Below are 24,942 nucleotides of genomic sequence, written 5' to 3' on the forward strand. Positions count from 1 at the left end.
TGCCCCAGACCATTCGACCCATTCGTTTTTTGGAGAACCGTCATGAACACCACACAAGCCAACCCGTCCTCCCGCGACGTCGAAAAACTCGCCCGCCGCCGTGCCGGCGCCAAGATGGGCTGGTACATCCATGCCCTGGTCTACGTGCTGGTCAACCTCGGGCTGGTGGCGCTTTCCGCATCGCGCGGGCACACCTGGGCGATCTATCCGCTCATGGGCTGGGGCCTGGGCCTGCTGATCCACGGCGCGGTCATCTGGTTCATTGCGCCGGGCGGCAGTTTTTATGACCGGCTGGTGGAGCGCGAACGACGCGCGCTGCATGGAGGCAATTCTTGACGCCTGCTCCCGCTCCACGGGTCGTCTCTCTGGCAGAAAACCTGCGCGACCTGCTGCGGCATGGCCTCATCACCGCGGCCTGCTGCTGCGTGATCGCGGCGGCCATCGCCGCATCGGGCGGCGGCCCCTGGAGCGAACAGCTCGTCTATTCGCTGTCCATCGGGCTCATCAGCTGGTTGCTCATCGACGTGGGCCGGCTGCTGCTGAGCGGGCAAGAGCCCATCCGCTGGCCGCGCGGTGTTCGCGGCGTCGTGCTGGTGGCGGTGAGCGTCACCATCGGCTTTTTCGCCGGCCAGGCCATCGGCGATGCATGGAGCGGCCGTCCGCTGTTCGCGTTCTACAAGCTGGGCCAGGCGAAGATGGTTTCCACCATCGCCATCACGCTGGCAGCCACCGCCGGCATCTCTTACTTCTTCTACAGCCTTGGCAAGAGCCGGCACATGCAGGGCCAGCTCAATGTGGCGCAGCGCAACGCCACGGAAGCGCGGCTCAAGCTGCTCGAAACGCAACTCGAGCCGCACATGCTCTTCAACACGCTGGCCAACCTGCGCGTGCTGATCACGGCCGACCCGCCGCGCGCCGTGGCCATGCTCGACCGCCTCAACAACTACCTGCGCATGACGCTCAGCGGCTCGCGCGCTCTTGCGCATCCGCTGTCGGCCGAGTTCGAACGGCTGGCCGATTACCTCGAGCTGATGTCGGTTCGAATGGGCGCCCGCCTGCGCTACACGCTCGATCTGCCCGAAGATTTGCGCGACACGCCGGTGCCGCCGCTGCTCTTGCAGCCGCTGGTTGAAAACAGCATTCGCCACGGGCTCGAGCCCAAGGTGGAGGGCGGCAAGATCGTTGTGCGCGCGTGGCAGGACGCGGGCCGCCTGGTCATCGAAGTGAGCGACACCGGTGTCGGCCTCGACGTGGCCCGGCCCTCGCCGATCGACGGTGACGAAGGCGGCGAAGGCAGCGGCTTCGGGCTCGAACAGGTGCGCGAACGGCTTGCCACCATGTACGGCGACCAGGGCCGCATGAGCCTGGCCGCCGCGCCCGCGGGCGGAACCCGCACCACGCTCAGTTTTCCCTTGCCCACAGCCGCATGAAACCCACCGCCCTCATTGCCGAAGACGAGCCCCTGCTCGCCCACGCCCTCAAGGCCGAACTGGCCGCAGCGTGGCCCGAGCTGCAGGTGCTTGCCACCGCGGGCGATGGCCGCAGCGCCGTGCGCGAGGCGCTGCGGCTGCTACCCCAGGTGCTGTTCTTCGACATTCGCATGCCGGGCCTCGACGGCCTGGGTGCCGCGGCCGAACTGGCCGACCGCTGGCCCACCGACGAGGCGCCCATGCCGCAACTCGTCTTCGTGACGGCCTACGACGAATATGCCGCCCGCGCCTTCGAGACCCAGGCCATCGACTATGTGCTCAAGCCGGTGCAGCCCGAGCGCCTGCGCAAGACCGTGCTGCGGCTCCGGCAGGCGTTGGCGGCGCAGCAACAGGCCAACCCGGCTTCGGCCGTTGCCGACGAGGCCCTGGAGAGAACCCTTGCGCAGTGGCGCCAGGTGCTTGCCGCTGCGGGTAACGGCGGATCGCCGCCGCCCGCCTCCGCCACCCCGCTGAAGATGATTGCCGCCAGCGAAGCCGGTGGAAGCACCGTGCGCATGGTTCCAATCGACGAAGTGCTGTACTTCGAGGCGGCCGACAAGTACATCCGCGTGCTGACCGCCAGGCATGAATACCTGATCCGCACGCCGCTGAAGCAGCTGCTGACCCAGCTCGACCCCGAGGTCTTCTGGCAGGTGCACCGCGCGGTGGTGGTGCGCAGTGCGGCCATCGAGGCCGTGCACCGCGACGAGGCCGGCAAGCTGCACCTGGACCTGAGGGGCCGGCCCGAAAAAATTCCTGTCAGCCGGCTTTACGGCCACCTCTTTCGCGCCATGTGAAATCGACAGTCGAACGCGCATAAAAAAGCCGACTCCCCTTCAAGGGAGCCGGCTTTTTTTGACTTTGCGAATCGCGCCTTGAAGGCGCTATGGCTTAACGCCAGTGGCGATGGCCGTGGCCGTGCCCATGACCGCGGTAGTAGCCACGCGGTGCGTAATACGCCGGGGGAGCGTAGTACACCGGTGCCGGGCGGTAATACACCGGCGGCGGCGGACGGTAGTACACCGGAGGCGGCGGCGCGTAATACACAGGCGCCGGGGCTGCATAAACCGGGGCCGGGTAGTAGGCCGGAGCGCCAACGCCCACGGACACGCCCGGAAGGCCCACGCCCACAGACCAGCTCACGTCGCCGCGGGCACTGGCCGAAGTGGCCGCAAACAAAGCGCCGGCTGCCACGACACCCGCGGCGGCCCATTTGAAGAAGGTTGAACGTGTGAGGCTCATGATCTTTGAACTCCTGGTTGGGGCGTTTCCGCCCATGTAGGTATTGAACGCGCCAAATGCAAAGCGGTTGCCCGCCGTAATGTGAAGAACGTTGCCAAAAGTAACCGGGAGGGGGTGCCCTCTAGAATGCCGCAATGACCTCCCCGACCGACAAAGACAGCGCGAAAACGGCCGCTGCACCGAGTAATTTCTTGCGCCACGTGATCGAAAACGACCTTGCGCAGGGTGCCTATTCTGGCCGCAAGTGGGGTGGCTCGCCCGGCGACGCCGCCCATCACGCCCAAGGCATGCCCGACCCGGCGAAGGTTCGCATGCGCTTTCCACCCGAGCCCAATGGCTACCTGCACATCGGCCATGCCAAGAGCATCTGGCTCAACTTCGAGCTGGCCAAGGAATACGGCGGCGTGTGCCACCTGCGCTTCGACGACACCAACCCGGAGAAGGAAGAGCAGGAATACGTCGATTCCATCCGCGACGCGGTCAAGTGGCTCGGTTACGAAACCTACCTGGCAGACCGCCCCAGCGCCCCGGGCACCCTGCAGCCGCACGAGTATTTTGCGAGCGACTACTTCGACTTCATGTACCGCGCTGCCGAATACCTGATTGGCGCCGGCCTGGCCTATGTGGACGAGCAAAGCGCCGAGGAAATCCGCGCCAACCGCGGCGACTTCAACACGCCCGGCACCGACAGCCCCTTCCGCAGCCGCAGCGTGGAAGAAAACCTCGCCCGCTTTCGCGCCATGCGTGACGGCCAATTGCCCGACGGCGCCGCCATCCTGCGCGCCAAGATCGACATGGCGAGCCCCAACATCAACATGCGCGACCCCGCGCTGTACCGCATACGGCGCGCAACGCACCACAACACCGGCGATACGTGGTGCATCTACCCGATGTACACCTTTGCGCACCCAATCGAAGACGCGCTGGAGCAGATCACCCACTCCATCTGCACGCTGGAGTTCGAAGACCAGCGCCCCTTCTACGACTGGCTGCTCGACCGCCTGGCCGAAGGCGGCCTCATCGCGAGCCCGCATCCGCGCCAGTATGAATTTGCGCGCCTGAACGTCACCCACGTGCTCACCAGCAAGCGCAAGCTGCGCCAGTTGGTCGAAGAAAAGCACGTCGACGGCTGGGACGACCCCCGCATGCCCACCCTAGCGGGCCTGCGCCGCCGCGGCTACACGCCCGAGGCACTGCGGCTGTTCTGCGAACGCAGCGGCACCACCAAGTCCGGCGGCTGGATCGACTACGCCAGCCTCGAAGCCGCGCTGCGCGACACCCTCGACCCCATCGCGCCGCGCGCCATGGCCGTGCTCGACCCCGTGAAGCTGGTCATTACCAACTGGGGCGAACTCATGGGTGGCGACGAGGTACTCGACGACTGCTCGGCTCCCGTGCACCCGCATCACCCCGAAATGGGCAAGCGCGAGTTCAAGCTCGGCCGCGAGGTGTGGATCGAACGCACCGACTACGAGGAAGTGCAGCCCAAGGGCTTCTTCCGCCTGTTCCCCGGCAACAAGGTGCGGCTCAAATACGGCCATGTCATCGAATGCACCGGCGGCACCAAGGACGCGAGCGGCAAGCTCATTGAAGTGCAGGCCACGCTGGTGCCCGACACCAAGAGCGGCACACCCGGCGCCGACGCCATCAAGGTGAAGGGCAACATCACCTGGGTGGCTGCAGCGGACGCCGTGCAGGCCGAAGTGCGCTTGTATGAGCGGCTGTTTGCGGCGGCCAACCCGGGCAGCGGCGAGCTGATGGACGAGCTGAACAAGGCCAGCCTCGAAGCTTGCACGGCCTATGTAGAGCCTTCGTTGGCAAAGGCCGAGCCCGGCGTCGGCATCCAGTTCGAGCGACATGGGTACTTCGTGCGCGACACCAAGGCGAGTGCCGACGGCAAGCCGGTGTTCAATCGCGCCGCGGGCATGCGGGACAGCTGGGGCAAGTAATTCCGTCTCGCCTCATCCGCTTCAACAAGCCCTATGGCGTGCTCAGCCAGTTCACGCCAGAGGGTCGCTGGCGCGGGCTGAAAGACTTCATCGACATTCCCGGCGTCTACGTCGCCGGCCGCCTCGATGCCGACAGCGAAGGCCTGCTGCTTCTCACCGATGACGGCCAACTCCAGGCGCGCATTGCCGATCCGCGCTTCAAGATGGAGAAAACCTATTGGGTGCAGGTGGAAGGCGTGCCCACCGAGGAGGCGCTGGCCGCGCTGCGCGAAGGCGTGCAACTCAACGATGGCCTCACGCGGCCAGCCCGCGCGCGTCTGCTCGATCCACCGCCCGATGTGTGGGTGCGGCAGCCGCCCATCAGGGAACGCAAGAGCATTCCCACCGCATGGCTGGAGCTGGCGATCAGCGAAGGCCGCAACCGCCAGGTGCGGCGCATGACCGCTGCCGTGGGGCTCCCCACCCTGCGCCTGATTCGCGCTGCCATCGGGCCGCACACGCTGGACGGACTGGCGCCCGGCGCCTGGGCGGAGTAGCGCAGCGGCGCCACGGCACACCTTTCATTCATTCGATCTCTTATGCGCAGCAACAGCTCCCATTTCTCCGATCTCCTCTCGCCCACTCTGCTGAATCGCCGCCGCGCATTGCTCGGCACGCTGGGCCTGCTGGCGCTGCCTGTTGCAACGCATGTCAGCGCCGCGCCCCCTGCGAAGCCAAAGCAACAGCGCCCCGACGTCTGGCCGCACGCGTCTCAGGTGCCCGGCGGCGTCGCACGCCTGTCGCTCGGCCCGAGTGCCAAGCGACCGGCCGCCTTTTCAGGCGATGTCCCATTGCTTGTGCTGGGCGACGCCATCGAGTGGACGGCGCTGGTGGGCATTCCGCTTGCGGCCACGCCAGGCGACGCAACCATCTTTGTTCGCCCCGAAAGCGGTGCAGAAAAACAGATCGCCTACACCGTGGAGCCCAAGCAATACCGCGAGCAGCGCCTGACCGTGCCGCCGCGCACCGTCGATCTCTCGCCAGAAGACGAGGCGCGCTACGAGCGCGAACGCGCGCACTTGGCGACCGTGATGGCCACGTTCACCGATCTGCGGCCCGATGCCTCGCTGCAGATGCGCGTCCCCGTGCCGGGCCGCCGCTCCAGTTCGTTCGGCCTGCGCCGCGTGTTCAACGGCCAGTCGCGCAATCCGCACAGCGGCATGGACATCGCGGCCGGCACCGGCACGCCCGTGCTGGCGCCGCTGCCGGGGCGGGTGATCGATACGGGTGACTACTTTTTCAACGGCGGCACCGTATGGCTCGACCACGGCGGCGGCCTGCTGACGATGTATTGCCACCTGAGCCGCGTCGACGTGAAGGTGGGCGATGTGCTGAAGACCGGCGAGCAACTTGCGGCCGTGGGAGCCACGGGGCGGGTGACGGGGCCGCATCTGCACTGGTCGGTGATGCTGAACCGGGCGATGGTGGATCCGGCGCTATTCATTGCGGCTTGAGTACTCACCCTGAGGCCGGAATTCCGCTCTCCTCATAAACTCGCGCCACTCAAAAACAGGGGTGGGCAATGGCCAAGCAAACAAGAGCCGAGCGACGCCGGGAGCGCGCACGAAAAGAACTGGCGGGCAAGGGCTGGACGGTGATCATCGTCGGCGTTCTGCTGCTGGTGGGACCGAGCTTCATGCAGGGCTCGATCATCGGGACCGTCGGCCCCGCACTTCGACCGGCCGGCTGGGCAGCGCTGGCGCTCGGAGCGGTGCTGCTGGCACTGCATTACTTCGTCGCACGCAAGGCGGCGCTCCCTGAGGTGAAGCGCGCTGCACAACAGCCAACTATTGCCAAGGTGACGCAGCCCACACCACCACCTTCTGGCGCCGCAAAACGCGAGCCTGTATTTGCGTCAATGCCTTCCCAGCCAAGCCGCTCTCCCGCAGAACCCGCGCCGCAGCACACGCAACGCTGGAGCCCAGCCGTACTCGCAGCCATCGAATGGCGCCGCTTCGAGGCCCTGTGCGAAGCGCTCTATGCGCAAGCAGGATTTACTACGCGCAGCCAATCGCACGGTGCGGACGGCGGCGTCGACATCTGGCTCCAATCCAAACACAGCGACGTGCCGCGCATCGTTCAATGCAAGCACTGGCAAGGCAAAGTGGTGGGGGTGAAGGAAATGCGGGAGTTCTTCGGCGTGATGGCCTCGCATCAGATGAAGAGCGGCACTTACGTCACGAGCGGGGCTTTCTCTGCCGACGCCAAGGCGTTTGCCAAGGCCAATGGCATCCATGCGCAAGATGGCGCCGCCCTGCTCGAATTGATCGGCCAGCGCACGCCCGAGCAGCAAGCTGCATTGCTTGCCGTGGCCTACGAAGGCGAATATTGGCGGCCTACTTGCGCAAGCTGCGGCACCAAGATGGTGGAGAGATCGTCGACCAAGAGCGAAGGCAGCTTCTGGGGCTGCGCCAACTTCCCCAAGTGCCGCGGCAGGACGATTCCGAAGTCGAAAACGTCCGCCGCGTAACTGCCTCAGATCGGCTTCGTCAGATACACCGCCTCGCGCCCCACGATCACGTGCTGCGCGGGCATGAAGATCGTGCACTCATCGCATGGCGCGCGAATCTCGTCCGGGCCGTTGGTGGCAATCAGCTCGCCCTTGGCAAAGGTCTCGAAGCCGATCAGCGGGCGCACGAACGCAAACTCTTCCGACTTGATGATGTGCGTTTGCAGCAGCTCGAAGCGGCGCTGCGGGCCGGGCGCGGGCACAGCCGGGTCTTTGTCGATGAGGCCGAAGTGCGCCAGAAAGTCGAGCGAAATGGCGATGGCCAGCTCTGACGCTGAGCGCAGGAAGTGCTGGCCGCATTCGGCGACCAGCGCCACGCCCTTGCCATCGGGCTGGCCGTGGCGGCCATGCTGGATCAGCGGCGTGCCGGAGCCCAGGCCGTCGGGCATGACCAGGTGCACCGGGGGGCGGCCGAGGGCGAGTGCCGCTTCGGCATTGCGCTCATAGGCCGGGTACACCCAGAACGGAACCACAGGCTGGCTGGTGGAGTGAATGTCCAGGATGTGGTCGGCCGCGCTCACCACCGGGCGCAGCACGCGGGCGCGGCGCAACTCGGGGCTGTCTTCGGGGCCGTCAAGCCATTCGGGCGACCAGATGCGGTTGAGGTTATGCACCAGCTGGCGGCTGTCGGAGGGCAGCGCCTCGTTGAACGACTCGTACGCCTCCACGTTGGCAAAGCTCACGGTGAGCGTGCCGATCTTGGGGCGCACGTTGGTGTCGAGCAGGTGCGTGGCGGCAGTCATGCCGCAGATTTCGTTGCCGTGCGTGAGCGCGTTGATCAGCACGTGCGGCCCGGGCTTGCCGGATTCGAAGCGGTGCACGTAGTCGATACCGATGTTGCCCTTGCGGTAGGCGGAGATGTCGCGGGGGAGAACTTCGAAGGCGGGGGGCGTTTGGGTCATTGGCTGTGTGAATATTCAAGCGGAGGGGTCGGGCGAGTTTGCTACAGGCGGCGCTTTTTTGCTCCTGTGCTAGCCCAGCTACATCGGGCGAACAAGTGCGTACCGGGTTGCTTTGCCCTGCCCTGTTCTTTCGAGCAAGCCCGATGCCACCATTTCGGTCAGCTCCCGATAGGCAGTGGCGCGCGACACACCTGCGATAGCCACATATTTCTCCGTGCTCATGCCACCAAGAAATCCGTCGGGCCCGGCGTCATAGAGCTTGTTCAACACCTTGCGCTGGCTCGGCGTGAGTTGCGGATGCGCAGTGTCCAGAAGTGCCCAGAAGCCAGCCTTGGCGCCCGCAGCCTGGATCTGGGCCAGCGTTGCGAGGCACGCCTTTTCAACACAGCCGACAAACCAGCGCACCCACGGTGTGACATCCATGCTTTCCTGGGCACTGGCGGCCTGCAATTGGTTGTAGTAACCCGCGCGGTCGAGCCATAGCTGCTGAGACATGCTGAAGAGACGCTGGCTACTGCGGAGATCCTGCGCCAGCGCCAAGTCGCTCAGAGCGCGGCCGATCCGGCCATTGCCATCTTCGAATGGATGGATGGTTTCGAACCACAAGTGCGCGATGGCGCTGCGCACGATGCCGTCCATTGCGGGCTGCTCCCGACTGTGCTCGAACCATTCGAGCAACGCTCTCATCTGAGCCGGCACATCGCGTGAAGGCGGCGCTTCATAGTGCACCGTATCCGGCTTGCCGATGCGCGGGGTGACGATCTGCATGGGGTCTGCGTGGACACGGTAGCCACCCGTCACGATGCGTGTGATGCCGCTTCGTCCGTTCGGGAAAAGCGCAGCGTGCCAATCGAGAAGTCGCTCTTCTGAAAGTGGCTCATCCCAACGCGCAACGGCTGCTTCAACAATGTCGAGCGTGGCTTCCGTACGCGCATCTCTTGGCATGCGATCGGTTGGCGTGAGCCCAAGCCGCCGGGCCGCCGAAGCGCGCACCGAATTGACCTGGAGTGTTTCGCCCTCGATCTGGGCGGTAGAGATGGCTTCTTGCGTCCACTCGCCAAGTTGGAGTTCGCTCAGGTCGACGAGTTGAAGGTTGCCCGCCACGCCCAGCATGCGCCCCTGTGCAAGGCGCGCAGCCGACAGCGCCGGTTGCAGTGCCTGCGCGTCGACTTCAAAGCGCGGCCATTTTTTGGCTTGCCAGATCCACATGAAGCGCATTCTAGGCAAATACGCTTCATATTTGAAGCGTATTTGCCGAAAATACGCTTCAGCCCGGCTTCGCTTACCAGTTCACCTCGCGCTCCGGCGTTGCCGAAATGTGATGGATCGACAGGTCCGCGCCGTCGTATTCCTCTTCCTGCGTGAGCCGCAGGCCCATCGCGGCCTTGAGCACGCCGTACACCGCCGCGCCCGCAAGAGCAGCCCACGCCACGCCCATCAAGGTGCCGATGAGCTGCGCCCACACGTTCACCCCGCCGATACCGCCCAGCGCCTGCGTGCCGAAGATGCCGGCCGCAATGCCGCCCCAGGTGCCGCACAGGCCGTGCAGCGGCCATACGCCGAGCACGTCGTCGATCTTCCACTTGTTCTGCGTGAGCGTGAACATGAAGACGAAGATGCCGCCGGCCACGCCACCCACCACCAGCGCGCCCAGCGGATGCATCAGGTCGGAGCCGGCGCACACGGCCACCAGCCCGGCGAGCGGGCCGTTGTACACAAAGCCAGGGTCGTTCTTGCCCATGGCCAGCGCCACCAGCGTGCCGCCCACCATGGCCATGAGCGAATTGACGGCCACGAGCCCGGAAATCTTGTCGATGGTCTGCGCGCTCATCACGTTGAAGCCGAACCAGCCCGCGCACAGGATCCACGCGCCGAGCGCCAGAAAAGGAATGTTCGAGGGCGGATGCGCGCTCAGCGATCCGTCGCCCCGGTAGCGGTTGCGGCGCGCGCCCAGCAGCAGCACGGCGGGCAACGCGAGCCAGCCGCCCACCGCGTGCACCACCACCGACCCGGCAAAGTCATGAAACTCGTGGCCGGTGGCCGAGGCAATCCACTCCTGGATGCCGAATGCCTTGTTCCACGCAATGCCCTCGTACAGCGGATAGACAAGGCCGACGATGACCGCCGTGGCAATGAGCTGCGGCCAGAACTTGGCGCGCTCGGCAATGCCGCCCGAAATAATGGCCGGAATGGCCGCGGCAAAGGTCAGCAGAAAGAAGAACTTCACCAGCTCGTAGCCGCTCTTGGCCGCCAGCTCGGTCGCGCCCACAAAGAAGTGGGTGCCATAGGCCACGCCATAGCCGACGAGGAAGTACACGACTGTCGAGACCGAGAAATCGACCAGGATCTTGACCAGCGCATTGACCTGGTTCTTCTTGCGCACGGTGCCCAATTCCAGAAAGGCAAAGCCGGCATGCATGGCAAAGACCATGATGGCGCCGAGAAGGATGAACAGCGCATCTGCGCCCTGTTTGAGTGCGTCCATGGGAGCTTCTTGCAGTTTTTGATTTGAATTGGTGCATTGCACCCGAATTGCTCGGGGCAGCGCCCCAAGGAAGCAAAAATGGTGCCTGAGGGCTCTTTCATGGTGCGCAAACGCGCTGAATGAGCGTTCCCAGTGCAGAAGCTGCACCGGAACAGGACGCACGAACAAGCTATCGCCGCTCAGCTCAAGCCCGCACGCAGCACATCGCGGTAACGCCGGCTGCACGGCACGGTGGATCCATCGTGCATGTGCAGCCGGGCGTCGCCACCGTCGAGCGGCTCTATCTCCTTGATGCGCCCCAGGTTGACCGCGTGGCTGCGGTGCACGCGCACGAATCGGGCGGGGTCGAGCTGGGTCAGAAAGTCGGTGAGCGTGGCGCGCAGCAGGTAGTCGTGGCCGTTGACGTGCAGGCCGACGTAGTTGCCTTCGGCCTGGAGCCAGTCGATGTCGTCGGCGGCAATCAGAAATTCGCGCCGCAGCTTGCGCACCAGAAAGCGCTCGGGCCGCGAGGGCTGCGCAGGCGGCGCCGGTTGATGCACGTCAGGCTCGGCGGGCGCCGCCTCGGGCGGGTCGAGCACGCGCGCCTCGCCCTGCAGTCGCAGCATGAAGACGCCGTAGACCCAGATGCCGAACACCATCGACAGGTACGCGCGCACGTCCTTCAGGTATTCGTAGCCCCAGCGCCCCGTCCAGCCCGCGAAGTCGTAGCGCTCGCCCATGGCCGAATAGACCATGGCCCGCAGCGCGAACATCGCGGCCACGTGCACCAGGCTGAAGACGACGCTGGCAGCCAGGTGCCAGGCCAGGTAGCGCAGCAGGTGCGTGCGCGCGAGCGGCGACAGCCTGCGCTGGACGGCGACCACCGCCGGCACCAGCGCCAGCAGCACCAAGTGGCTGGACACCTCCCAGGTCACGATCTCCCAGGCGGCGCGGGGCACCGCGCGGTCACGCGCATCGATCAGCGCCACGGTGGTGTTGAAGACCGCCTGCAGCGCCATGAAGACGACCCAGAAGCCCACTTCCACCCAGCGGCGGATGGGCTCGTAGCGCTCGTACAGGTTCTTTCGGGAGGCTCCCATGCCCGGGATTCTCGCGATGATCCGCGCACCGGCGGGCGAATTTCGTCCCTGGTGGGCACCGCTCGTCACAAACAAGGCGCGATCCGTCCCTTTGGTGCGCTGCCGGCGGCGGCTGGACACGACCATGGCGGCTTCTCTGTTGCGTCATCCGAGGAGTTTCGATGCCTGCACCCGCAGCCGATCGCCGGCACGACATCGATGCGCTGCGCGCGCTGGCCTTCCTGCTCGTCATCCTGTACCACGTGGCGATGTACTACGTGGCCGACTGGCCCTGGCACCTGAAGAGCCCGCATGCGGGCGAATGGCTGCAGTGGCCGATGCGCGTGCTCAACCTCTGGCGCATGGACCTGGTGTTCCTGATCTCGGGCGTATCGCTGGGTTTTTTGAGCCGCAATCAAGGCACCTGGCAGTTGCTGCGCAGCCGCGGCGCCCGGTTACTGCTGCCGCTGGTCTTCGGCATGGCGGTGATCGTGCCCTACCAGGCCTATGCCGAAGGCGTGGCCAGCGGACTGGTGGCGCCGGGCTTCGGCGCCTTCTTGCTGCGCTACCTGCCCATGAACGACCCATGGCCCAAGCAGGCGTTCGCCGGCGCGGAGTTCGGCATTACCTGGAACCATCTTTGGTACCTGCCCTATCTGTTCACGTACACGGCGCTCATCGCGCTGACGCTGCCGCTGTGGCGCTCGCGCGCGGGCCAGTGGATGCGCCGCAGCTTCAACGGGCTGCGCGGCTGGAAGCTGCTGTGGCTGCCGGCGCTTCCTTTATTGCTCTGGACGATGCTGCTGGCCCGGCACTTTCCGCCGACGCACAACCTGATTCGCGACTTCTACCTGCACAGCATCTTCTTCACCGTGTTTTTGTACGGCTACTGGATGGGCGCGGACACCGGCGTGTGGCGCGAGCTGGCGCGCGTGCGCCGCGTGTCGCTCGCGCTGGCCGCGGCGGCGATTGCGGCTTTCATCGTGCTGCGGCTCGGCGCGAAAGGCCCGCCTTCGGGCGTGGTGATGGACACACTGCGCATGCTCTACCTGTGGCTGGCGGTCGCCACCATCCTGGGCCACGGCCACCGCTACCTGAACAGGCCTTGGCCGTGGCTACGCTGGGCCAACGAGTCGGTGTACCCGTGGTACGTGCTGCACCAGACGCTGATCATCGCGGGCATTGCGTTGCTGGCCCCTTTTGCCCTGGGCCCGGTGCTGGAGCCAACGCTGCTGGTCGCGCTGACCATCGCCGGCTGCTGGGCACTCACCGACGGGCTGATCCGCCGCTTCAACTGGCTGCGGCCGCTGTTCGGGCTCAAGCTCCGGCGCATCGCTGGCAAGTCAGAAATTACTTCACCGGCAGAGCCCCGTCCACCGGAACCAGGATGGCACTCCCGGTCGCCACGAGCTTGAGACTGTCGCCTTCGCCCTGACCGTAGAGCTCGGCGGTGGTGAACACCTGCTTGCGGCCTGCCTTCACGACCTTGCCCCTCGCAATGAAGGCGCGGCCCAGCGCGGGCGAGAGGCAGTTCACCGAAAAGTGCGATGCCAGCACCCGGCCCGCCACGGTCGACGCCGCAAAGCCGCAGGCCGTGTCGAGCATTGCGCCGATGAGCCCCGCGTGCAGAAACCCGGCGTACTGGCCCATGTCCTCCTCGCGCCATTCCATGCGCAGTTCGGCTTCGCCGGCGGCGGCCCGGGTCACTTCGAAGCCGGCCCAGCGATTGAAGGCGGCGGTCTTGTTGATGGCCTGAATGGTGTCGAGCATGGCTGTCTTTCAGAGAAGAAGGATGAAGCGTCGAAAACGGAAAAGCCACTCTACGAAGCGGCTCCGCTGCGCGCCGTCGCGCCCGCGACCCGCAAGGCCCGCGCAGTTGCGTTGGCGACAGCGCACTTTTTTTTGCGGCTTTAACCCCGGTCGGCGAGCCCCGCCGTATGAGTGGAGGAACGAACCACTACCGAGGCTCCGATGAAAGCAATCTCTTCTTCTTCCTTCTTCCGTGCCAACCTGCGCGCCACCGTCGTTGCCGCGGCCTGGCTGATTCTCAACACCGGCGCGTATGCGCAGGCCGTGGCGTCCACCGGGGGCGCGGATGCGTCGCGCATCACGCAAGTCAAGGTCTATCCCGGCAGCGCCACGGTGGAACGCGTGGCGCGGGTTGCAGCCGGCAGTCGATCGGTCACCTTCGCCTGCCTGCCCGCCGGGCTCGACGTGCAGAGCCTGCAGGTGTCGGCCGGCGCATCGGTGCGCGTGGGCGAGACTTCGGTGCTCAGCGAGGCGCGCGAACTCTCGGCGCGCTGCGCCACCAGCGCGCTCGACGGCCGCATCCGCGAACTGGAAGACCAGAAGGCCGCCCTGCAGGCGGAAAACGAGGCCCTCGGCATGGTGACGGGCTATCTCAAGGGCCTCTCTGGCGGCGGAGGCGAATCGGCACAGGGCGCACGCGCGCCGATGGACGCGCGCAACCTTGCCGCAATGACCGATGCGATGCGCCGCACCGGGCAAGACTCGCTGCTGAAGCAGCACCAGATCCAGCGCAAGCAGACCGACATCGACCGCCAACTCAACCCGCTGCTTGCCGAACGCAAGCGCTCGCAAGGCGACGGTGCCCAGGTGATGGCGGTCACCGTGACGCTGGCCGCCAGCGCCGATGCCGATGTGAAGCTGAGTTACCAGGTCAACGGCCCCGGCTGGACGCCCACCTACCGCGCGCTGCTCGACACGGCCACGCGCAAGGTGCGCATCGAGCGGCAGGCCCTGGTGGCGCAAGCCACGGGCGAAGACTGGCGCGGCGTGAAGCTGGTGCTTTCCACCGGCCAGCCGCGGCGCGAAACCACCGGCCGCACCCCGAGCGCATGGCGCATCGGCATCGAGCCGCCGCAGCGTGCGCCGGCGAGCCCGGTAGCCATGATGGCAGCGCCGGCGCCCGCTGCATCCTTCGACCGGAAGCGCGCAATGGCTGAAGCTGCGGAGCCGCTTTTCGACGTGGCCGTGTTCGACAACAGCTTTGCCACCGAATTCGCCGTGCCGCAAAGCATCGACGTGCCCTCCAACGGCCAGCGCGTAACGCTGGCGCTGGGCCAGCATGAAGACACGGCAAAGCTGGCCGCCCGCACCAGTCCTCGCGTCGACGCCAGCGCCTTCCTGGTCGCCGAACTCGCGCAACCGTCAGGCGTGTGGCCAGCCGGGGCGCTGCAGCTGTACCGCGACGGCAACTTCGTCGGCAGCGGCCGCTGGAACGCGCCCAGCGACGCGAAGCTCACGCTCTCCTTCGGCCGCGACGAACTCGTGCGCGTGCAACCCGAGCCCGAGCAAGACAGCCAGGGCACGGGCGGCTTCGTCGGCTCGCGCGCCGAGCGCAAGGTGCAGCGCGCCTATGTGGTCGAAAACCGCCACCGCACGCCCATCGCGGTGCAGGTGCTCGAGGCCGCGCCGGTGTCGGTCGACGAGCAGGTACGCGTGGCCGCGCAGTTCTCGCCGCAGCCCGGTGAGCTGGCCTGGAACAAGCAGCCCGGCCTCGCGATGTGGAGCTTCGATCTGGACCCTGGTAAGACCGCACGCGTGGCGGCCGACTACACCATCAGCTACCCGAAGGACGCCCGGCTGCAGATGCGCTGAGCGCGCCCTGTTCAGTGCGGCTCGGGTGCCTGGCCTTCGGCGGGGTCGGCACCCGGCTTGCGCTTCTTGCCGCGCGCCGCTTTCTTTGCCTGCCGCTCGGCGTCGATACGCTGCCCCTCGGCGAGCCACCGCGCAAACTCTTCGGGTGTTTCGAGCGTGATGCGCCCGAGATTGCCGGCGCGAAACTCGTGCATCACGATTTCGGCGGCTTTCTGCAGGTTGACGCGGCCCTTGCCCAGCAGCGCGCCGCGCTTGCGGCCGATGAGGTCGAGCAGTTCCTCGTCCTTCATGGCGGCGATGGCGGCGGCGTCATGCTCGGCCAGCTTGAAGCGCGCGGTGATTCCCTCCGCGTAATGCGTCTTCAGGTAGTTGAGCAGCTCCAGCGCCACTTCTTCCTCGTCGAAGGCATTGCGCCCCACGGCACCGCTGGCGGCCAGGTTGTAGCCGCTCTTGGGCACCACGATGCGCGGCCACAGCATGCCGGGCGTGTCCCACAGGTAGAAGTCGTCGGCCAGCGTGATGCGCTGCTCCAGCTTGGTAATGCCGGCCTCGTCGCCGGTCTTGGCCTTGCGGCTGCCGGTCAGCGTGTTGATGAGCGTGGACTTGCCCACATTGGGAATGCCGCAGATCAGCACGCGCATCGGCTTGGCCATGCCGCCGCGGTTGGGCGAAAGCTCGTGGCAGGCACGCACGATGGCCTGCGCCGGCGTCGTCTGGCTCGCGTCGAGTGCAATGGCGCGCGTGGCCGGCAGCGCGTTGTAGTGCGCGAGCCAGAGCGCGGTGCGCGCAGGGTCGGCCAGGTCCTGCTTGTTGAGCACCTTCAGCGACGGCCGCCCGGCCGTGAGTTCGGCCAGCATCGGGTTGGCGCTGGAGCCCGGCAGCCGCGCATCGAGCAGCTCGATGACCACGTCGATGTCCTTCACCCGCTCGGTGATGGCCTTCTGGGTCGTGTACATGTGCCCGGGGAACCACTGGATCGCCATCGATGGATGCTCTTTCTTTTCGCTCTGTCTGGGGAGGGGCAGGCCCGAAGGCCGGGTGCGCATTGTCGACGGGGAACGTGCGGCAGATCACACCGCTACGTTTTCCATAGCTGCAGACGGCCATTTTGCCTGTGCTGCGGCGTGCCGCGCCCCTAGAATCCGCGCGCTGCACCCGCAGCCGCTTTCAAATAATTACCCGAGGGAAATCCATGCTCAAGCGCCTTGCCGCTGCCGCCCTGCTGGCAGCCACCGTTGGTTCCGCGACAGTCGCAACAGTTGCCCATGCCCAGCGCCCCACGCCGCCGCAGGGCCCGATGATCGACGGCTACCTGTGCTGCAACATGCGCACCTATGGCAGCTCCATCAGCGACATCAACTATGACGAGCAAGGCACCAGCATCGTGGCCGTGGGCACGCCGGCCCGCATCACGGCCTACGACATGCGCTGGTTCAGCGCCGACCTGGCCGGCAAGCCGCAGCGCATCAAGAACGACTACAGCCGCAACATCACGCTGATCGACTTTGCCAGGCGTTACGTGGTGACCGAAGACCCCAGGCACAAGATGGCGGCCTTTCCGCCCGCGATCCGCAATGCCATTCTTGCCGTGAAGGTGATGCCCGGCATGACGCGCGAGCAGGTGCTGATGGCCATCGGCTACCCCGTTGCGGCCGAGAACCCCAGCCTCGACGCACCCATGTGGCGCTACTGGCGCGACAGCTGGTCCGAGTACCAGGTCAACTTCGACGAGAAGGGCCTGGTCAAGTCGGTGGTGGGCGACCCGGTGGCACTCAGCCGCGTGCTGGCACCAACACCTTAGTTCGCGTTGGCGCGCGTCTCGGCGAGCCACGTGCAATCCACTAGATGTTTTGCATCGCGGGGGGCGGTTCCGCCCCTATCATTTGACTGAACGCGGCGCATCGGCGCGTCGGTCGAATTGAAACTTTTGATGGAGTTACCGCGATGAAACCCGTCTCCGAACTGCTCAAGCGCCACGACTCCGCGGCTTGGCGCACCTCGCCGGACGCCAGCGTGTTCGATGCGCTGGCCACGCTGGCGCATTTCGAAGTGGGCGCGCTCATGGTGATGGACGGCGAGAAGCTGGTGGGCTTTCTCTCCGAGCGCGACTACACCCGCAAGGTGGCGCTGCAGGGCAAGAACTCCAAGGAGATGAAGGTCTCGGAGATCATGACGCCCGACGTGATGACCGTGACCCCGCAAACCCGCACGCGCGCCTGCATGGCGCTCATGAGCCAGCGCAAGTTCCGCCACCTGCCGGTGGTCGACGGCGACAAGGTGGTGGGAATGATCTCCATCCAGGACTTGATGGACGACATCATTGCCGACCACGAAGTGACCATCGCGCAGCTCACGACCTATATCCAGAGTTGATCCCATGCCTGCCCCAAGGTGGGGAACACGCCTACGCGCGCCCGGCCTGTTTAGGGCGCACAGTAGGGGCTCGTTCATCCATCAGCAGGAACACGGCATGCAGATTCAGGTCAACACGAGCAACGGTGTCAACAACAAGGACGCGCTGGAGCGCTGGGCCGATACGGAGATCAAGCAACAGCTGAGCCGCTTCGTCGACGACGTGACGCGCGTCGAAGTGCATCTGAGCGACGAAAACCATGACAAGGCCGGTGCGGGCAACAAGTGCTGCGTGATGGAAGCACGGCTTGCACACCACCAGCCGCTGGCCGTGACGCAATACGCCACCACCCTGGACGAAGCCTTCAGGGGCGCGGCCGAAAAGCTCAAGCGCCTGCTCGACAACACGCTGGGCCGGTTGAACAACCACCGCGACCGCGACTCCATCCGCAAGGACGCGGGCTTTATCGCGGAATAGCTCCGGCAAGCGCCTGCGCTTACCGCCGGGTGCGGGGCTTCCGCGCGGGAGCCTTGGGGCCGGGTGTCTCGACGGGAATCAACGGCGGGCGGTGGCCGGTCTGCATCCACTCGTCGTAGAAGTCGATCTTGCGGTCGACCAGCGACAAGGCGCGCTTCCACTCGGCAATGGTCTCGGTCACGCGCGCGCGATGCGCCGCGAGCAGGTCGCGCCGCTGCGGCAGCGTGGTCTTGCCCTGCAGCGCGAGCGCGGTGTACTCCCGCATCTCGGCAATGGTCATGCCGGTGCGGCGCAGCCGGTCCATCAGGTCGAGCCAGCCCACGTGCAGCTCGCCATAGAGGCGCCGGCCGCCTTCGTCGCGCGAAACGCCGGGCACGAGGCCTTGCGCCTCGTACCAGCGAATTGCGTGCACCGTGCGGCCGGTGCGCGTGGCAAGCTCGCCGATGTGGAACGGGGTGCCGCCGTCAGCCGGCATGGGCGGCGGCGGACGGCGCCTGCAGCGCCTCCTGCACCAGTGCGGTGTCGAAGTACTCGGTCAGTTCTTTCACCTTGCCTCCTTCGAGTCGATAGACGTAGCAATAGCGGTTGTTGTAGCGCTTGCCGGCCTTGGTGGGCACGTCGCCGCTGAACAGCACCACCACCCGGTCGTCTTCGGCAATGATGCGCTCGGTCTTGCTCCGGTAAGGGCCCGCGAACTGCGCGAACAGCGGCTTGATCAGCTCTTCGCGGATGGCCGCCTTGCCCGCATAGGTGCGCGACCATGGCGTGGTGCCTTCGAGCGTCCAGGCGGCATCGTCGGCCAGGCTGTCGATGAAGAGCTGGCCGTTGCCCTCGTCCAGCGCGGCATGGATGCGCTGCACCAGCGCCTTGTTGTCTGTCGTCGTGTTCATGGCTGCATTTCCTCTTGGAATGAATGAACCGGAAGTGCCCGGTGAATTCATTGGAAATGCTCGAGTGCACTCTAGGTCAAGCGCCATGAACAGGTTTCGCGTCAGCCCTTGCCCGCGTGGGCCATGGCCTTGCCCACTTCGTTGCTGCCCTGGGCCGAACCGCTCTGGGGCACGATCTCGCCCTCGCGCGAGGTCACCTCGGCAAGCCGCGCGGCCAGTTGCTCGGGCGTGTCCGCGCCAATGCCCAGCCAGGCGCCCTGCGTAAGGGTGATGTGCGCGGCCTCGAAGGTGCCTGCGCCAGCGCAAAGAATGGTGCGGTTCGGCGCGTCGGCGGAGGCCAGCACCAGCATGGCGGGCACCACCGCCTCGGGCTTGAGGGCGTCGAGCACTTCCTTCGGCATCAGGCCCTCGGTCATCCGCGTGGCCGCGGTGGGCGCCAGGCAATTGACGCGGATGTCGTTCTTGGCGCCTTCGATGCTCAGCGTTTGCATGAGCCCCACCAGCGCGAGCTTGGCGGCGCCGTAGTTGCTCTGGCCGAAGTTGCCGTAGAGCCCGGAAGACGAGGTGGTCATCACGATGCGGCCGTATTTCTGCTCGTTCATGAGCGCCCAGACGGCCTTGGTGCAGTTCACCGCGCCCATCAGGTGCACGTCGACCACCAGCTTGAAATCGGCAAGGCCCATCTTGGCAAAGCTCTTGTCGCGCAGGATGCCGGCGTTGTTGACCAGGATGTCGACCCGGCCCCAGGCATCGACGGCCTGCTGCACCATCGCCTGCACCGCGTCGAAGTCGGTCACCGAGGCGCCGTTGGCCATGGCCTCGCCGCCCGCGGCCTTGATCTCGTCCACCACGGCTTGCGCGGCGCTCACCGAGCCGCCGGAACCGTCCGCCGCGCCGCCCAGGTCGTTGACCAGCACCTTGGCCCCGCGCGCCGCCAGGGCCAGCGCATGCTGCCGGCCGAGGCCGCCGCCCGCGCCGGTCACGATGGCCACTCGGCCCTTGAAGTCGATGGTGCTTTGGGTCATCTCTTGCTCTCTTGCTTTCTTTCCGTGGGGAATGGGGGTGTAGCCGATGGCCGCCGCTGGCGGCCGCGTGGCGTTTTACCCCAGAAAAGCACGCCGGCGCGAGCGGCCGCGTGCGCGCTCAGTCACGCGCGTGACGCAGCGTTTCGCAGTAGGCCACCAGCTGGTCGAGCTCGGCCGATTTGTCGAAGAAGGCATCGGCGCCCAGTTGGGCGGAGCGCTGGCGCATGTCGGAGGTGGCGTAGTTGCTCAGCACCACGACTTTCTGGCCGGCCATGCGGTCGCGGCAGGCCCTCACCACGCCGAGGCCGTTGCCGCGCTCCAGGAAAAGATCGACGATGGTCAGGTCCCACTCGTCGCGATGCTGGCGCAGCCAGCGCACCGCCTCTTCCTCGCTGCTGGCGCAGGCGACCACGTCCGCATCGGCCACGTCGTGCAGAAAGCCGACGAGGTTTTCACGGATGAGGGCGCTGTCCTCGACAAGATAGGCCTTGAAGCTCATGCCGGGATCTCCGGCCGAGCCACGGGCCGGAATACGAATCTGTTGCTTGCGGGGTGCATGCTGCCCATGGTCTCCGGCGCGGCGGCGCGCGCGGTGAGTCATGCAGGCCAATGCCTGTAGGCCATGGGCGCCCGCGCCTGTCGTCAGGCGGGCTGCACCCTGGTGAGACGCGTAGGACAGCCAGCCGGGTCAGGCCGCGACGGCCATCCGCCCACGGCCAAGCCCCAGGCGAGCCGGCGACACGTACTGCTCGCGGTAGATCTCGAAGGGCATGGTGTCGGCGGCCTCGATGCGCCTTTGCTCCTGGATCGACTCCTCGGTCATGCGCTCGAACTCGGCCTGCTGCTCGGGCGGGAACGGCAGGGCCAGAAGCGCCGCGCGAGTCTGCTCGGACTGCGCGCGAATGAAGCCGATGAACGAGTTGCCGTGGCGTTGCTCCACCGCCGCCAGAACGCGAGCCGAAGGCAGGCTGTCCGAGTTTTGCAGGGCGGCAAGCGCCGCCTGCACCGCGTCGGCATGGTGCGTGCCGCCGTTCGCGGCATCGAGCGCGGCGGCAATGGGCAGGCACTGCTCCACCAGTTCGATGCCCCAGTCGGCCAGCGCCACTTCGCGCCCGCCCCGCAGCAGGTGCAGGCCCGGCTCGCGCCCGCGCGCGGCGGTGAGGTGCTGGTTGTGGGCCAGCTCGGCAATTTCCTGCGGGGTGTCGGCCGGGCTGTCGCTCAGCAGGCACTGCAGCAGGAACACATCGATGAAGCGCATCGTCTGCGCGTTGATGCCCACCGGCTCGAAGGGGTCGAGGTCCATCAGCCGCACCTCGACGTATTCGACGCCGCGCTCGCGCAGCGCATGCAGCGGGCGCTCGCCCGGGTTGATCACGCGCTTGGGGCGGATGGTGCCGTAGAACTCGTTCTCGATCTGCAGCAGGCTGGTGGCAAGCTGGTTGTAGTCGCCGCCCAGGTTGCGGATGCCAATGGCTTCGTAGGCCGGCCAGGGGCGCGTGAGTGCGTCCTGCAGCGAGGCGCCATAACCTTCGAGGCTGTTGTAGCTCACGGCCAGCGAGGCCTGCGCGTCGCTCTGGTAGCCCAGGCGCCCCATGCGCAGCGAGGTGCCATGCGGCATGAACATGCTGCCGTCGCCCAGCGGCTGGAGCTCGTGCGGGCGGCCCGCGACAAAGCTCGAACACAGCGCCGGCGAAGCGCCGAACAGGTAGAGCAGCAGGAAGGCGTGGCGCCGGAAATTGCGAATGAGCGCGAAATACTGTTCGCTGGACACATCGGGCAGCGACCAGTTGTAGTGAATGCCCGAAATGGTCTGCATGCGCCGCCCGTAGCGGTGACTCAGGCCCATGCGGTAGACGCTCTTGGCGCGCCCCACGTTGGAGGAGCCGTAGCGCCCGATGGGAATGGTTTCGTCCGTCGGCAGGCCGCAGGGCATGCTCGACACCCACAGGCGCTCGTCGCCGAGCGAGTCGAGCACGCGGTAGGTGAACTGGTGCACGCGGGTCAGCTCGTCGAGCGCCGACTCCACATTGGCATGCACGCCCGTAATGAGCTCGAGCTGCGATTCGCTGAAGTCGGTGGTGATGTGCGGATGGGTGAGCGCCGATCCGAGCGCAATCGGATGCGGTGTGAGCGCGAGTTTGCCGTCCGGCAGGGCGCGCAGGCTTTCTTTCTCGATGCCGCGCCGCATCCCCTTCAACCTCGCGGTTGAGAGCGCACCCAACCTCTCCTGCAATCTGCTGCTCATATTGTTATACCCGTCGATCTTCTGAGGGGCTGGAAGGTAGCACGCCCGCGCGGGCACTGCTCGTGCAGGGAATCCCTCCTTCCGCTATGCTGGCCACCGCTATCGTTTTGCTAGCAGAGTTCATGGGGCTTGCGCTTTCGGAGTGGCCGGATGGGAGGCTGGAGCCAGTCGCAGGGCGCCGCGTTATGCCGCCAGCACGCGCAGCAAAAACCGGTTCAGGTCGGCAATTTCTTCCATGCAGACCGAATGCGCCATCGGGTATTCATGCCACTCCACGCTGTAGCCCAGGGCGGTGAGCGCGTCGCGCGACATCAGCGCCCTGTCGAACGGCACCACCGGGTCTTGCCGGCCATGGGCCAGGAAAACCGGGGTTTCGTGGTTGGCCGCGTGGCGCTCCGCCGCGGTGGTAGCCGCAATGGGCAGGTAGCCCGAGAGGCCGACGATGCCCGCCAGCCGCTCCGTATGGCGCAGGCCCGTCATCAGCGCCATGGCGCAGCCTTGGGAGAAACCGGCCACCACGATGCGCTCGGCCTTGATGCCGCGGGCTTTCTCGTTGGCAATGAGCGCCTCGATGGCGGCCTGCGAGCGGCGAAGGCCCGCCTCGTCTTCGCGCGCGGCCAGGTCGGCCACCGCAATGTCGTACCACGCCGGCATCTGGTAGCCGCCGTTGATGGTGACCGGGATCACCGGCGCATTCGGGAACACGAAGCGCACTGGGCCCACGCTCGACAGGTCGAGTTCGTTGGCAATCGGCACGAAGTCGTTTCCATCGGCGCCAAGGCCGTGCATCACGATCACCGTGGCGGTGGGATGGGGAGCGGTTTCGATTTCGATCGGGGAGCGGGACATGGTCGGTAGAAGGTATTCAGAGACGCCAAAAACCAGACCTTAGCGCATTCGGGCCGGCCGGGGCGCGGTCTCACGGAATGCAACACAATGGCGGTTCACGCAAAACCCATGAGCCCACACCCCAAGCCCTCCCCTGCCGCTGCCGCCGCCGTCGCCGCCGCCGCCGCGGCATCAGGCAGCGAAGCCCTGCTGCGCAGCAGCGGCCTGCGCGTGACGCGCGCCGCACAAACCGTGCTGGACCTGCTGGAACGCGCCCCGCAGCCCCTGACGCACGACGACGTGGTTGCCGCCTACACCGGCGCCACCGGAGCCCCGCCCGACCGCGTGACGATCTACCGCGTGCTCGACCGCCTCGTCGAAGCCGGCCTGTGCGACCGCCGCGTGGGCGCGGACCGCATCAACCGCTTTGCACGCCATGTGGAAGCCGCTTCGGGCAACATCTTCGAGTGCGACCAGTGCCACAAGGTGCTGGCGCTGCCTTCGGACCCGGAACTGCCCAAGGTGATGAGCCGGCTGGGCCGCGAGCTGCGCAAGCAAGGCATCGACACGCGCCATACCGCGCTCACGCTGCACGGCACCTGCGGGGATTGCAGGGGCTGAGCTCTGCAGGGCGGCTACACGTTCCAGGACGGAAAAGGGTCCGGAAGGTTGGCCCACCACGAAGCGCCGTAGCGCATTTCGCTCTCGGTCAGCAGGCAGGCATCGAGCCGCGCGCGCAGGTCGGCTTCGTCCATTCCAATGCCGATCAGCACCAGCTCCTGCCGCGCATCGCCGGTGGCCGGATCCCAGTTCTTGCGGATGATCTCCAACGCTTCTTCATCGGCAGGCCAGTGTTCGCGCGGCACCGCGGCCCACCACAGGCCGGCCACGCCATAGCGGCAGGCGCCGCCGGCTTGCGACCAGGAGCCCGCGCGCGTGGCCCGGCTTGCGAGCCAGAAGAACCCCTTGGAGCGCACCACGCCCTCCCACTCGCCTTGCACCAGGTCCCAGAAGCGCTGCGGATGAAACGGCAGCCGCGCGCGGTAAACGAAGCTGCGAATCCCGTAGGTGTCGCTCTCGGGCGAATGCTCGCCGCGGAGTTCGGCCAGCCAGCCGGGTGCCTGCTCGGCCTGCTCGAAATCAAACAGGCCCGTGTCCAGCACGCGGTCGAGCGCAACGCGGCCGAACTCCGACGTCTCGATGCGCGCACGTGGGTTGAGGCTGCGCAGAATGGCCATCAGGCGGCCGCGCTCTTCAGCGGTGACGAGGTCGGTCTTGTTGACCACCAGCACGTCGCAGAACTCTATCTGCTCGATCAGCAGGTCGACCACGGTGCGCGTGTCTTCATCGCCGAGCGACTGGCCGCGCTCGCCCAGGCTGTCGGGCGAGCCGTAGTCGCGCAGGAAGTTGAAAGCGTCGACCACCGTCACCATGGTGTCCAGCCGCGCCACGTCGGCCAGGCTCTTGCCGTCTTCGCCGGCAAAGGTGAAGGTCTCGGCCACCGGCAGCGGCTCCGAGATGCCGGTCGATTCGATCACGAGTTGGTCGAAGCGCCCTTCCTTCGCGAGCCGGCCCACCTCGATGAGCAGGTCTTCGCGCAGCGTGCAGCAGATGCAGCCGTTGCTCATCTCGACCAGCTTCTCGTCGGTGCGCGAAAGCTGGGCGCCGCCGCCCCGCACCAGCGCTGCGTCGATGTTGACCTCGCTCATGTCGTTGACGATGACCGCCACGCGCCGCCCCTCGCGGTTGTGCAGGATGTGGTTGAGCAGCGTGGTCTTGCCGGCGCCGAGAAAGCCGGACAGCACGGTAACGGGGAGGCGTTGGTTCATGAGCGTGGCTTTATATGCAAC

The 24,942-nt window shown here is 66.3% G+C and carries 27 protein-coding genes; 13 read left to right on the forward strand and 14 right to left on the reverse strand.

The window, feature by feature from the left end; genetic code table 11:
* The first annotated feature begins 42 nt into the window (after window positions 1-42).
* The 3 genes from V9L20_RS11550 to V9L20_RS11560 are packed head-to-tail and all read left to right on the forward strand — an operon-like array spanning window position 43 to window position 2,266.
* The gene (locus tag V9L20_RS11550; protein WP_337296703.1) at window positions 43-336 is read left to right on the forward strand and encodes a 2TM domain-containing protein; all 294 of its coding nucleotides are present in this window, start codon (window positions 43-45) and stop codon (window positions 334-336) included.
* A complete protein-coding gene (locus V9L20_RS11555) occupies window positions 333-1,430 on the forward strand; it encodes a sensor histidine kinase (RefSeq protein ID WP_337296704.1) in 1,098 nt (365 codons plus the stop codon). The genes V9L20_RS11550 and V9L20_RS11555 overlap by 4 nt, the downstream gene beginning before the upstream one ends.
* Window positions 1,427-2,266: a LytR/AlgR family response regulator transcription factor gene (locus tag V9L20_RS11560; RefSeq protein ID WP_337296705.1), complete on the forward strand. Its 840-nt coding sequence runs from the start codon at window positions 1,427-1,429 to the stop codon at window positions 2,264-2,266. Before V9L20_RS11555 ends, V9L20_RS11560 begins: the two co-directional genes overlap by 4 nt.
* Window positions 2,267-2,360: 94 nt before the next feature.
* Here the strand turns inward: V9L20_RS11560 and V9L20_RS11565 are convergent, their stop codons facing one another.
* Window positions 2,361-2,711, reverse strand: coding sequence for a hypothetical protein (locus V9L20_RS11565; protein WP_258501455.1), 351 nt, complete (start codon window positions 2,709-2,711; stop codon window positions 2,361-2,363).
* 134 nt (window positions 2,712-2,845) lie between these two features.
* Here V9L20_RS11565 and V9L20_RS11570 point away from each other — a divergent pair, with 134 nt between their 5' ends.
* The 4 genes from V9L20_RS11570 to V9L20_RS11585 all read left to right on the forward strand — a co-directional run bounded on the left by V9L20_RS11570 (window position 2,846) and on the right by V9L20_RS11585 (window position 7,169).
* The gene (locus V9L20_RS11570) at window positions 2,846-4,660 is read left to right on the forward strand and encodes a glutamine--tRNA ligase/YqeY domain fusion protein (RefSeq protein ID WP_337296706.1); all 1,815 of its coding nucleotides are present in this window, start codon (window positions 2,846-2,848) and stop codon (window positions 4,658-4,660) included.
* Window positions 4,660-5,196: a pseudouridine synthase gene (locus tag V9L20_RS11575; protein WP_337296874.1), complete on the forward strand. Its 537-nt coding sequence runs from the start codon at window positions 4,660-4,662 to the stop codon at window positions 5,194-5,196. Before V9L20_RS11570 ends, V9L20_RS11575 begins: the two co-directional genes overlap by 1 nt.
* A 42-nt stretch (window positions 5,197-5,238) precedes the next feature.
* Entirely contained in the window at window positions 5,239-6,153 is a 915-nt protein-coding gene (locus tag V9L20_RS11580; protein WP_337296707.1) for a peptidoglycan DD-metalloendopeptidase family protein, read from the forward strand.
* Between the two features lie 68 nt (window positions 6,154-6,221).
* The gene (locus V9L20_RS11585; protein WP_337296708.1) at window positions 6,222-7,169 is read left to right on the forward strand and encodes a restriction endonuclease; all 948 of its coding nucleotides are present in this window, start codon (window positions 6,222-6,224) and stop codon (window positions 7,167-7,169) included.
* 5 nt (window positions 7,170-7,174) lie between these two features.
* On the opposite strand, the gene V9L20_RS11590 is transcribed toward V9L20_RS11585, so the two are convergent.
* The 4 genes from V9L20_RS11590 to V9L20_RS11605 form a co-directional block, all read right to left on the reverse strand.
* Window positions 7,175-8,110: a succinylglutamate desuccinylase/aspartoacylase domain-containing protein gene (locus tag V9L20_RS11590; RefSeq protein ID WP_337296709.1), complete on the reverse strand. Its 936-nt coding sequence runs from the start codon at window positions 8,108-8,110 to the stop codon at window positions 7,175-7,177.
* A 78-nt stretch (window positions 8,111-8,188) separates the two neighbouring features.
* Entirely contained in the window at window positions 8,189-9,319 is a 1,131-nt protein-coding gene (locus tag V9L20_RS11595) for a Fic family protein (protein WP_337296710.1), read from the reverse strand.
* A 73-nt stretch (window positions 9,320-9,392) separates the two neighbouring features.
* Window positions 9,393-10,595, reverse strand: coding sequence for an ammonium transporter (locus V9L20_RS11600; RefSeq protein ID WP_337296711.1), 1,203 nt, complete (start codon window positions 10,593-10,595; stop codon window positions 9,393-9,395).
* Window positions 10,596-10,774: 179 nt separating this feature from the next.
* Window positions 10,775-11,674, reverse strand: coding sequence for a LytTR family DNA-binding domain-containing protein (locus V9L20_RS11605; protein WP_337296712.1), 900 nt, complete (start codon window positions 11,672-11,674; stop codon window positions 10,775-10,777).
* A gap of 161 nt (window positions 11,675-11,835) precedes the next feature.
* Between V9L20_RS11605 and V9L20_RS11610 the strand changes: the two genes are divergently transcribed.
* Window positions 11,836-13,068, forward strand: a complete 1,233-nt coding sequence (locus V9L20_RS11610) for an acyltransferase family protein (protein WP_337296713.1) — start codon at window positions 11,836-11,838, stop codon at window positions 13,066-13,068.
* Here the strand turns inward: V9L20_RS11610 and V9L20_RS11615 are convergent.
* Window positions 13,004-13,423 carry a PaaI family thioesterase gene (locus V9L20_RS11615; RefSeq protein WP_337296714.1) on the reverse strand — a complete coding sequence of 140 codons (420 nt, stop codon included), beginning with the start codon at window positions 13,421-13,423 and terminating at the stop codon, window positions 13,004-13,006. The genes V9L20_RS11610 and V9L20_RS11615 overlap by 65 nt on opposite strands.
* 201 nt (window positions 13,424-13,624) lie before the next feature.
* On the opposite strand from V9L20_RS11615, the gene V9L20_RS11620 reads away from it, so the two are divergent.
* Window positions 13,625-15,274: a DUF4139 domain-containing protein gene (locus tag V9L20_RS11620; protein ID WP_337296715.1), complete on the forward strand. Its 1,650-nt coding sequence runs from the start codon at window positions 13,625-13,627 to the stop codon at window positions 15,272-15,274.
* Between the two features lie 11 nt (window positions 15,275-15,285).
* On the opposite strand, the gene ylqF is transcribed toward V9L20_RS11620, so the two are convergent.
* On the reverse strand, window positions 15,286-16,257 hold the full coding sequence (gene ylqF / locus V9L20_RS11625) for a ribosome biogenesis GTPase YlqF (RefSeq protein ID WP_337296716.1): 972 nt from the start codon (window positions 16,255-16,257) through the stop codon (window positions 15,286-15,288).
* Window positions 16,258-16,466: 209 nt separating this feature from the next.
* On the opposite strand from ylqF, the gene V9L20_RS11630 reads away from it, so the two are divergent.
* The 3 genes from V9L20_RS11630 (at window position 16,467) to V9L20_RS11640 (ending at window position 18,104) form a co-directional block, all read left to right on the forward strand.
* The gene (locus V9L20_RS11630; RefSeq protein ID WP_337296717.1) at window positions 16,467-17,075 is read left to right on the forward strand and encodes a cell envelope protein SmpA; all 609 of its coding nucleotides are present in this window, start codon (window positions 16,467-16,469) and stop codon (window positions 17,073-17,075) included.
* Window positions 17,076-17,218: 143 nt separating this feature from the next.
* Complete coding sequence (locus V9L20_RS11635; RefSeq protein ID WP_126746152.1) at window positions 17,219-17,647, forward strand: CBS domain-containing protein; 429 nt, start codon at window positions 17,219-17,221, stop codon at window positions 17,645-17,647.
* A 97-nt stretch (window positions 17,648-17,744) separates the two neighbouring features.
* Window positions 17,745-18,104 (forward strand): HPF/RaiA family ribosome-associated protein, encoded by a 360-nt coding sequence (locus V9L20_RS11640; RefSeq protein ID WP_126746153.1) that lies wholly within the window; start codon window positions 17,745-17,747, stop codon window positions 18,102-18,104.
* A gap of 19 nt (window positions 18,105-18,123) precedes the next feature.
* On the opposite strand, the gene V9L20_RS11645 is transcribed toward V9L20_RS11640, so the two are convergent.
* The 6 genes from V9L20_RS11645 to V9L20_RS11670 all read right to left on the reverse strand — a co-directional run bounded on the left by V9L20_RS11645 (window position 18,124) and on the right by V9L20_RS11670 (window position 23,113).
* Complete coding sequence (locus V9L20_RS11645) at window positions 18,124-18,579, reverse strand: MerR family transcriptional regulator (protein ID WP_337296718.1); 456 nt, start codon at window positions 18,577-18,579, stop codon at window positions 18,124-18,126.
* On the reverse strand, window positions 18,569-18,994 hold the full coding sequence (locus V9L20_RS11650) for a nuclear transport factor 2 family protein (protein WP_126746155.1): 426 nt from the start codon (window positions 18,992-18,994) through the stop codon (window positions 18,569-18,571). Before V9L20_RS11650 ends, V9L20_RS11645 begins: the two co-directional genes overlap by 11 nt.
* Before the next feature lie 101 nt (window positions 18,995-19,095).
* On the reverse strand, window positions 19,096-20,019 hold the full coding sequence (locus V9L20_RS11655) for an SDR family NAD(P)-dependent oxidoreductase (protein ID WP_337296719.1): 924 nt from the start codon (window positions 20,017-20,019) through the stop codon (window positions 19,096-19,098).
* Window positions 20,020-20,137: 118 nt separating this feature from the next.
* Window positions 20,138-20,518, reverse strand: coding sequence for a response regulator transcription factor (locus tag V9L20_RS11660; protein WP_337296720.1), 381 nt, complete (start codon window positions 20,516-20,518; stop codon window positions 20,138-20,140).
* 189 nt (window positions 20,519-20,707) lie between these two features.
* Complete coding sequence (gene gshA, locus V9L20_RS11665; protein WP_337296721.1) at window positions 20,708-22,264, reverse strand: glutamate--cysteine ligase; 1,557 nt, start codon at window positions 22,262-22,264, stop codon at window positions 20,708-20,710.
* A 183-nt stretch (window positions 22,265-22,447) separates the two neighbouring features.
* Window positions 22,448-23,113 carry an alpha/beta hydrolase gene (locus tag V9L20_RS11670; protein ID WP_337296722.1) on the reverse strand — a complete coding sequence of 222 codons (666 nt, stop codon included), beginning with the start codon at window positions 23,111-23,113 and terminating at the stop codon, window positions 22,448-22,450.
* A gap of 108 nt (window positions 23,114-23,221) precedes the next feature.
* On the opposite strand from V9L20_RS11670, the gene V9L20_RS11675 reads away from it, so the two are divergent.
* Window positions 23,222-23,713: a Fur family transcriptional regulator gene (locus tag V9L20_RS11675; RefSeq protein WP_337296723.1), complete on the forward strand. Its 492-nt coding sequence runs from the start codon at window positions 23,222-23,224 to the stop codon at window positions 23,711-23,713.
* 14 nt (window positions 23,714-23,727) lie between these two features.
* On the opposite strand, the gene zigA is transcribed toward V9L20_RS11675, so the two are convergent.
* Window positions 23,728-24,921: a zinc metallochaperone GTPase ZigA gene (gene zigA, locus V9L20_RS11680; protein WP_337296724.1), complete on the reverse strand. Its 1,194-nt coding sequence runs from the start codon at window positions 24,919-24,921 to the stop codon at window positions 23,728-23,730.
* Between the last annotated feature and the right edge of the window lie 21 nt (window positions 24,922-24,942).

Source organism: Variovorax sp. CCNWLW225, from assembly GCF_037204045.1.
Lineage (GTDB): Bacteria > Pseudomonadota > Gammaproteobacteria > Burkholderiales > Burkholderiaceae_C > Variovorax.

Excerpts from the sequence above, each read along its gene's own strand:
- gshA (WP_337296721.1), bottom strand. The coding sequence starts at position 22,264 with ATGAGCAGCAGATTGCAGGAGAGGTTGGGTGCGCTCTCAACCGCGAGG.
- V9L20_RS11675 (WP_337296723.1), top strand. The coding sequence starts at position 23,222 with ATGAGCCCACACCCCAAGCCCTCCCCTGCCGCTGCCGCCGCCGTCGCC.
- V9L20_RS11645 (WP_337296718.1), bottom strand. The coding sequence starts at position 18,579 with ATGCCGGCTGACGGCGGCACCCCGTTCCACATCGGCGAGCTTGCCACG.
- V9L20_RS11550 (WP_337296703.1), top strand. The coding sequence starts at position 43 with ATGAACACCACACAAGCCAACCCGTCCTCCCGCGACGTCGAAAAACTC.
- V9L20_RS11640 (WP_126746153.1), top strand. The coding sequence starts at position 17,745 with ATGCAGATTCAGGTCAACACGAGCAACGGTGTCAACAACAAGGACGCG.
- V9L20_RS11560 (WP_337296705.1), top strand. The coding sequence starts at position 1,427 with ATGAAACCCACCGCCCTCATTGCCGAAGACGAGCCCCTGCTCGCCCAC.
- V9L20_RS11635 (WP_126746152.1), top strand. The coding sequence starts at position 17,219 with ATGAAACCCGTCTCCGAACTGCTCAAGCGCCACGACTCCGCGGCTTGG.
- V9L20_RS11585 (WP_337296708.1), top strand. The coding sequence starts at position 6,222 with ATGGCCAAGCAAACAAGAGCCGAGCGACGCCGGGAGCGCGCACGAAAA.
- zigA (WP_337296724.1), bottom strand. The coding sequence starts at position 24,921 with ATGAACCAACGCCTCCCCGTTACCGTGCTGTCCGGCTTTCTCGGCGCC.
- V9L20_RS11595 (WP_337296710.1), bottom strand. The coding sequence starts at position 9,319 with ATGTGGATCTGGCAAGCCAAAAAATGGCCGCGCTTTGAAGTCGACGCG.
- V9L20_RS11655 (WP_337296719.1), bottom strand. The coding sequence starts at position 20,019 with ATGACCCAAAGCACCATCGACTTCAAGGGCCGAGTGGCCATCGTGACC.
- V9L20_RS11565 (WP_258501455.1), bottom strand. The coding sequence starts at position 2,711 with ATGAGCCTCACACGTTCAACCTTCTTCAAATGGGCCGCCGCGGGTGTC.
- V9L20_RS11660 (WP_337296720.1), bottom strand. The coding sequence starts at position 20,518 with ATGAGCTTCAAGGCCTATCTTGTCGAGGACAGCGCCCTCATCCGTGAA.
- ylqF (WP_337296716.1), bottom strand. The coding sequence starts at position 16,257 with ATGGCGATCCAGTGGTTCCCCGGGCACATGTACACGACCCAGAAGGCC.
- V9L20_RS11615 (WP_337296714.1), bottom strand. The coding sequence starts at position 13,423 with ATGCTCGACACCATTCAGGCCATCAACAAGACCGCCGCCTTCAATCGC.
- V9L20_RS11630 (WP_337296717.1), top strand. The coding sequence starts at position 16,467 with ATGCTCAAGCGCCTTGCCGCTGCCGCCCTGCTGGCAGCCACCGTTGGT.
- V9L20_RS11610 (WP_337296713.1), top strand. The coding sequence starts at position 11,836 with ATGCCTGCACCCGCAGCCGATCGCCGGCACGACATCGATGCGCTGCGC.
- V9L20_RS11600 (WP_337296711.1), bottom strand. The coding sequence starts at position 10,595 with ATGGACGCACTCAAACAGGGCGCAGATGCGCTGTTCATCCTTCTCGGC.
- V9L20_RS11580 (WP_337296707.1), top strand. The coding sequence starts at position 5,239 with ATGCGCAGCAACAGCTCCCATTTCTCCGATCTCCTCTCGCCCACTCTG.
- V9L20_RS11650 (WP_126746155.1), bottom strand. The coding sequence starts at position 18,994 with ATGAACACGACGACAGACAACAAGGCGCTGGTGCAGCGCATCCATGCC.
- V9L20_RS11590 (WP_337296709.1), bottom strand. The coding sequence starts at position 8,110 with ATGACCCAAACGCCCCCCGCCTTCGAAGTTCTCCCCCGCGACATCTCC.
- V9L20_RS11670 (WP_337296722.1), bottom strand. The coding sequence starts at position 23,113 with ATGTCCCGCTCCCCGATCGAAATCGAAACCGCTCCCCATCCCACCGCC.
- V9L20_RS11620 (WP_337296715.1), top strand. The coding sequence starts at position 13,625 with ATGAAAGCAATCTCTTCTTCTTCCTTCTTCCGTGCCAACCTGCGCGCC.
- V9L20_RS11570 (WP_337296706.1), top strand. The coding sequence starts at position 2,846 with ATGACCTCCCCGACCGACAAAGACAGCGCGAAAACGGCCGCTGCACCG.
- V9L20_RS11605 (WP_337296712.1), bottom strand. The coding sequence starts at position 11,674 with ATGGGAGCCTCCCGAAAGAACCTGTACGAGCGCTACGAGCCCATCCGC.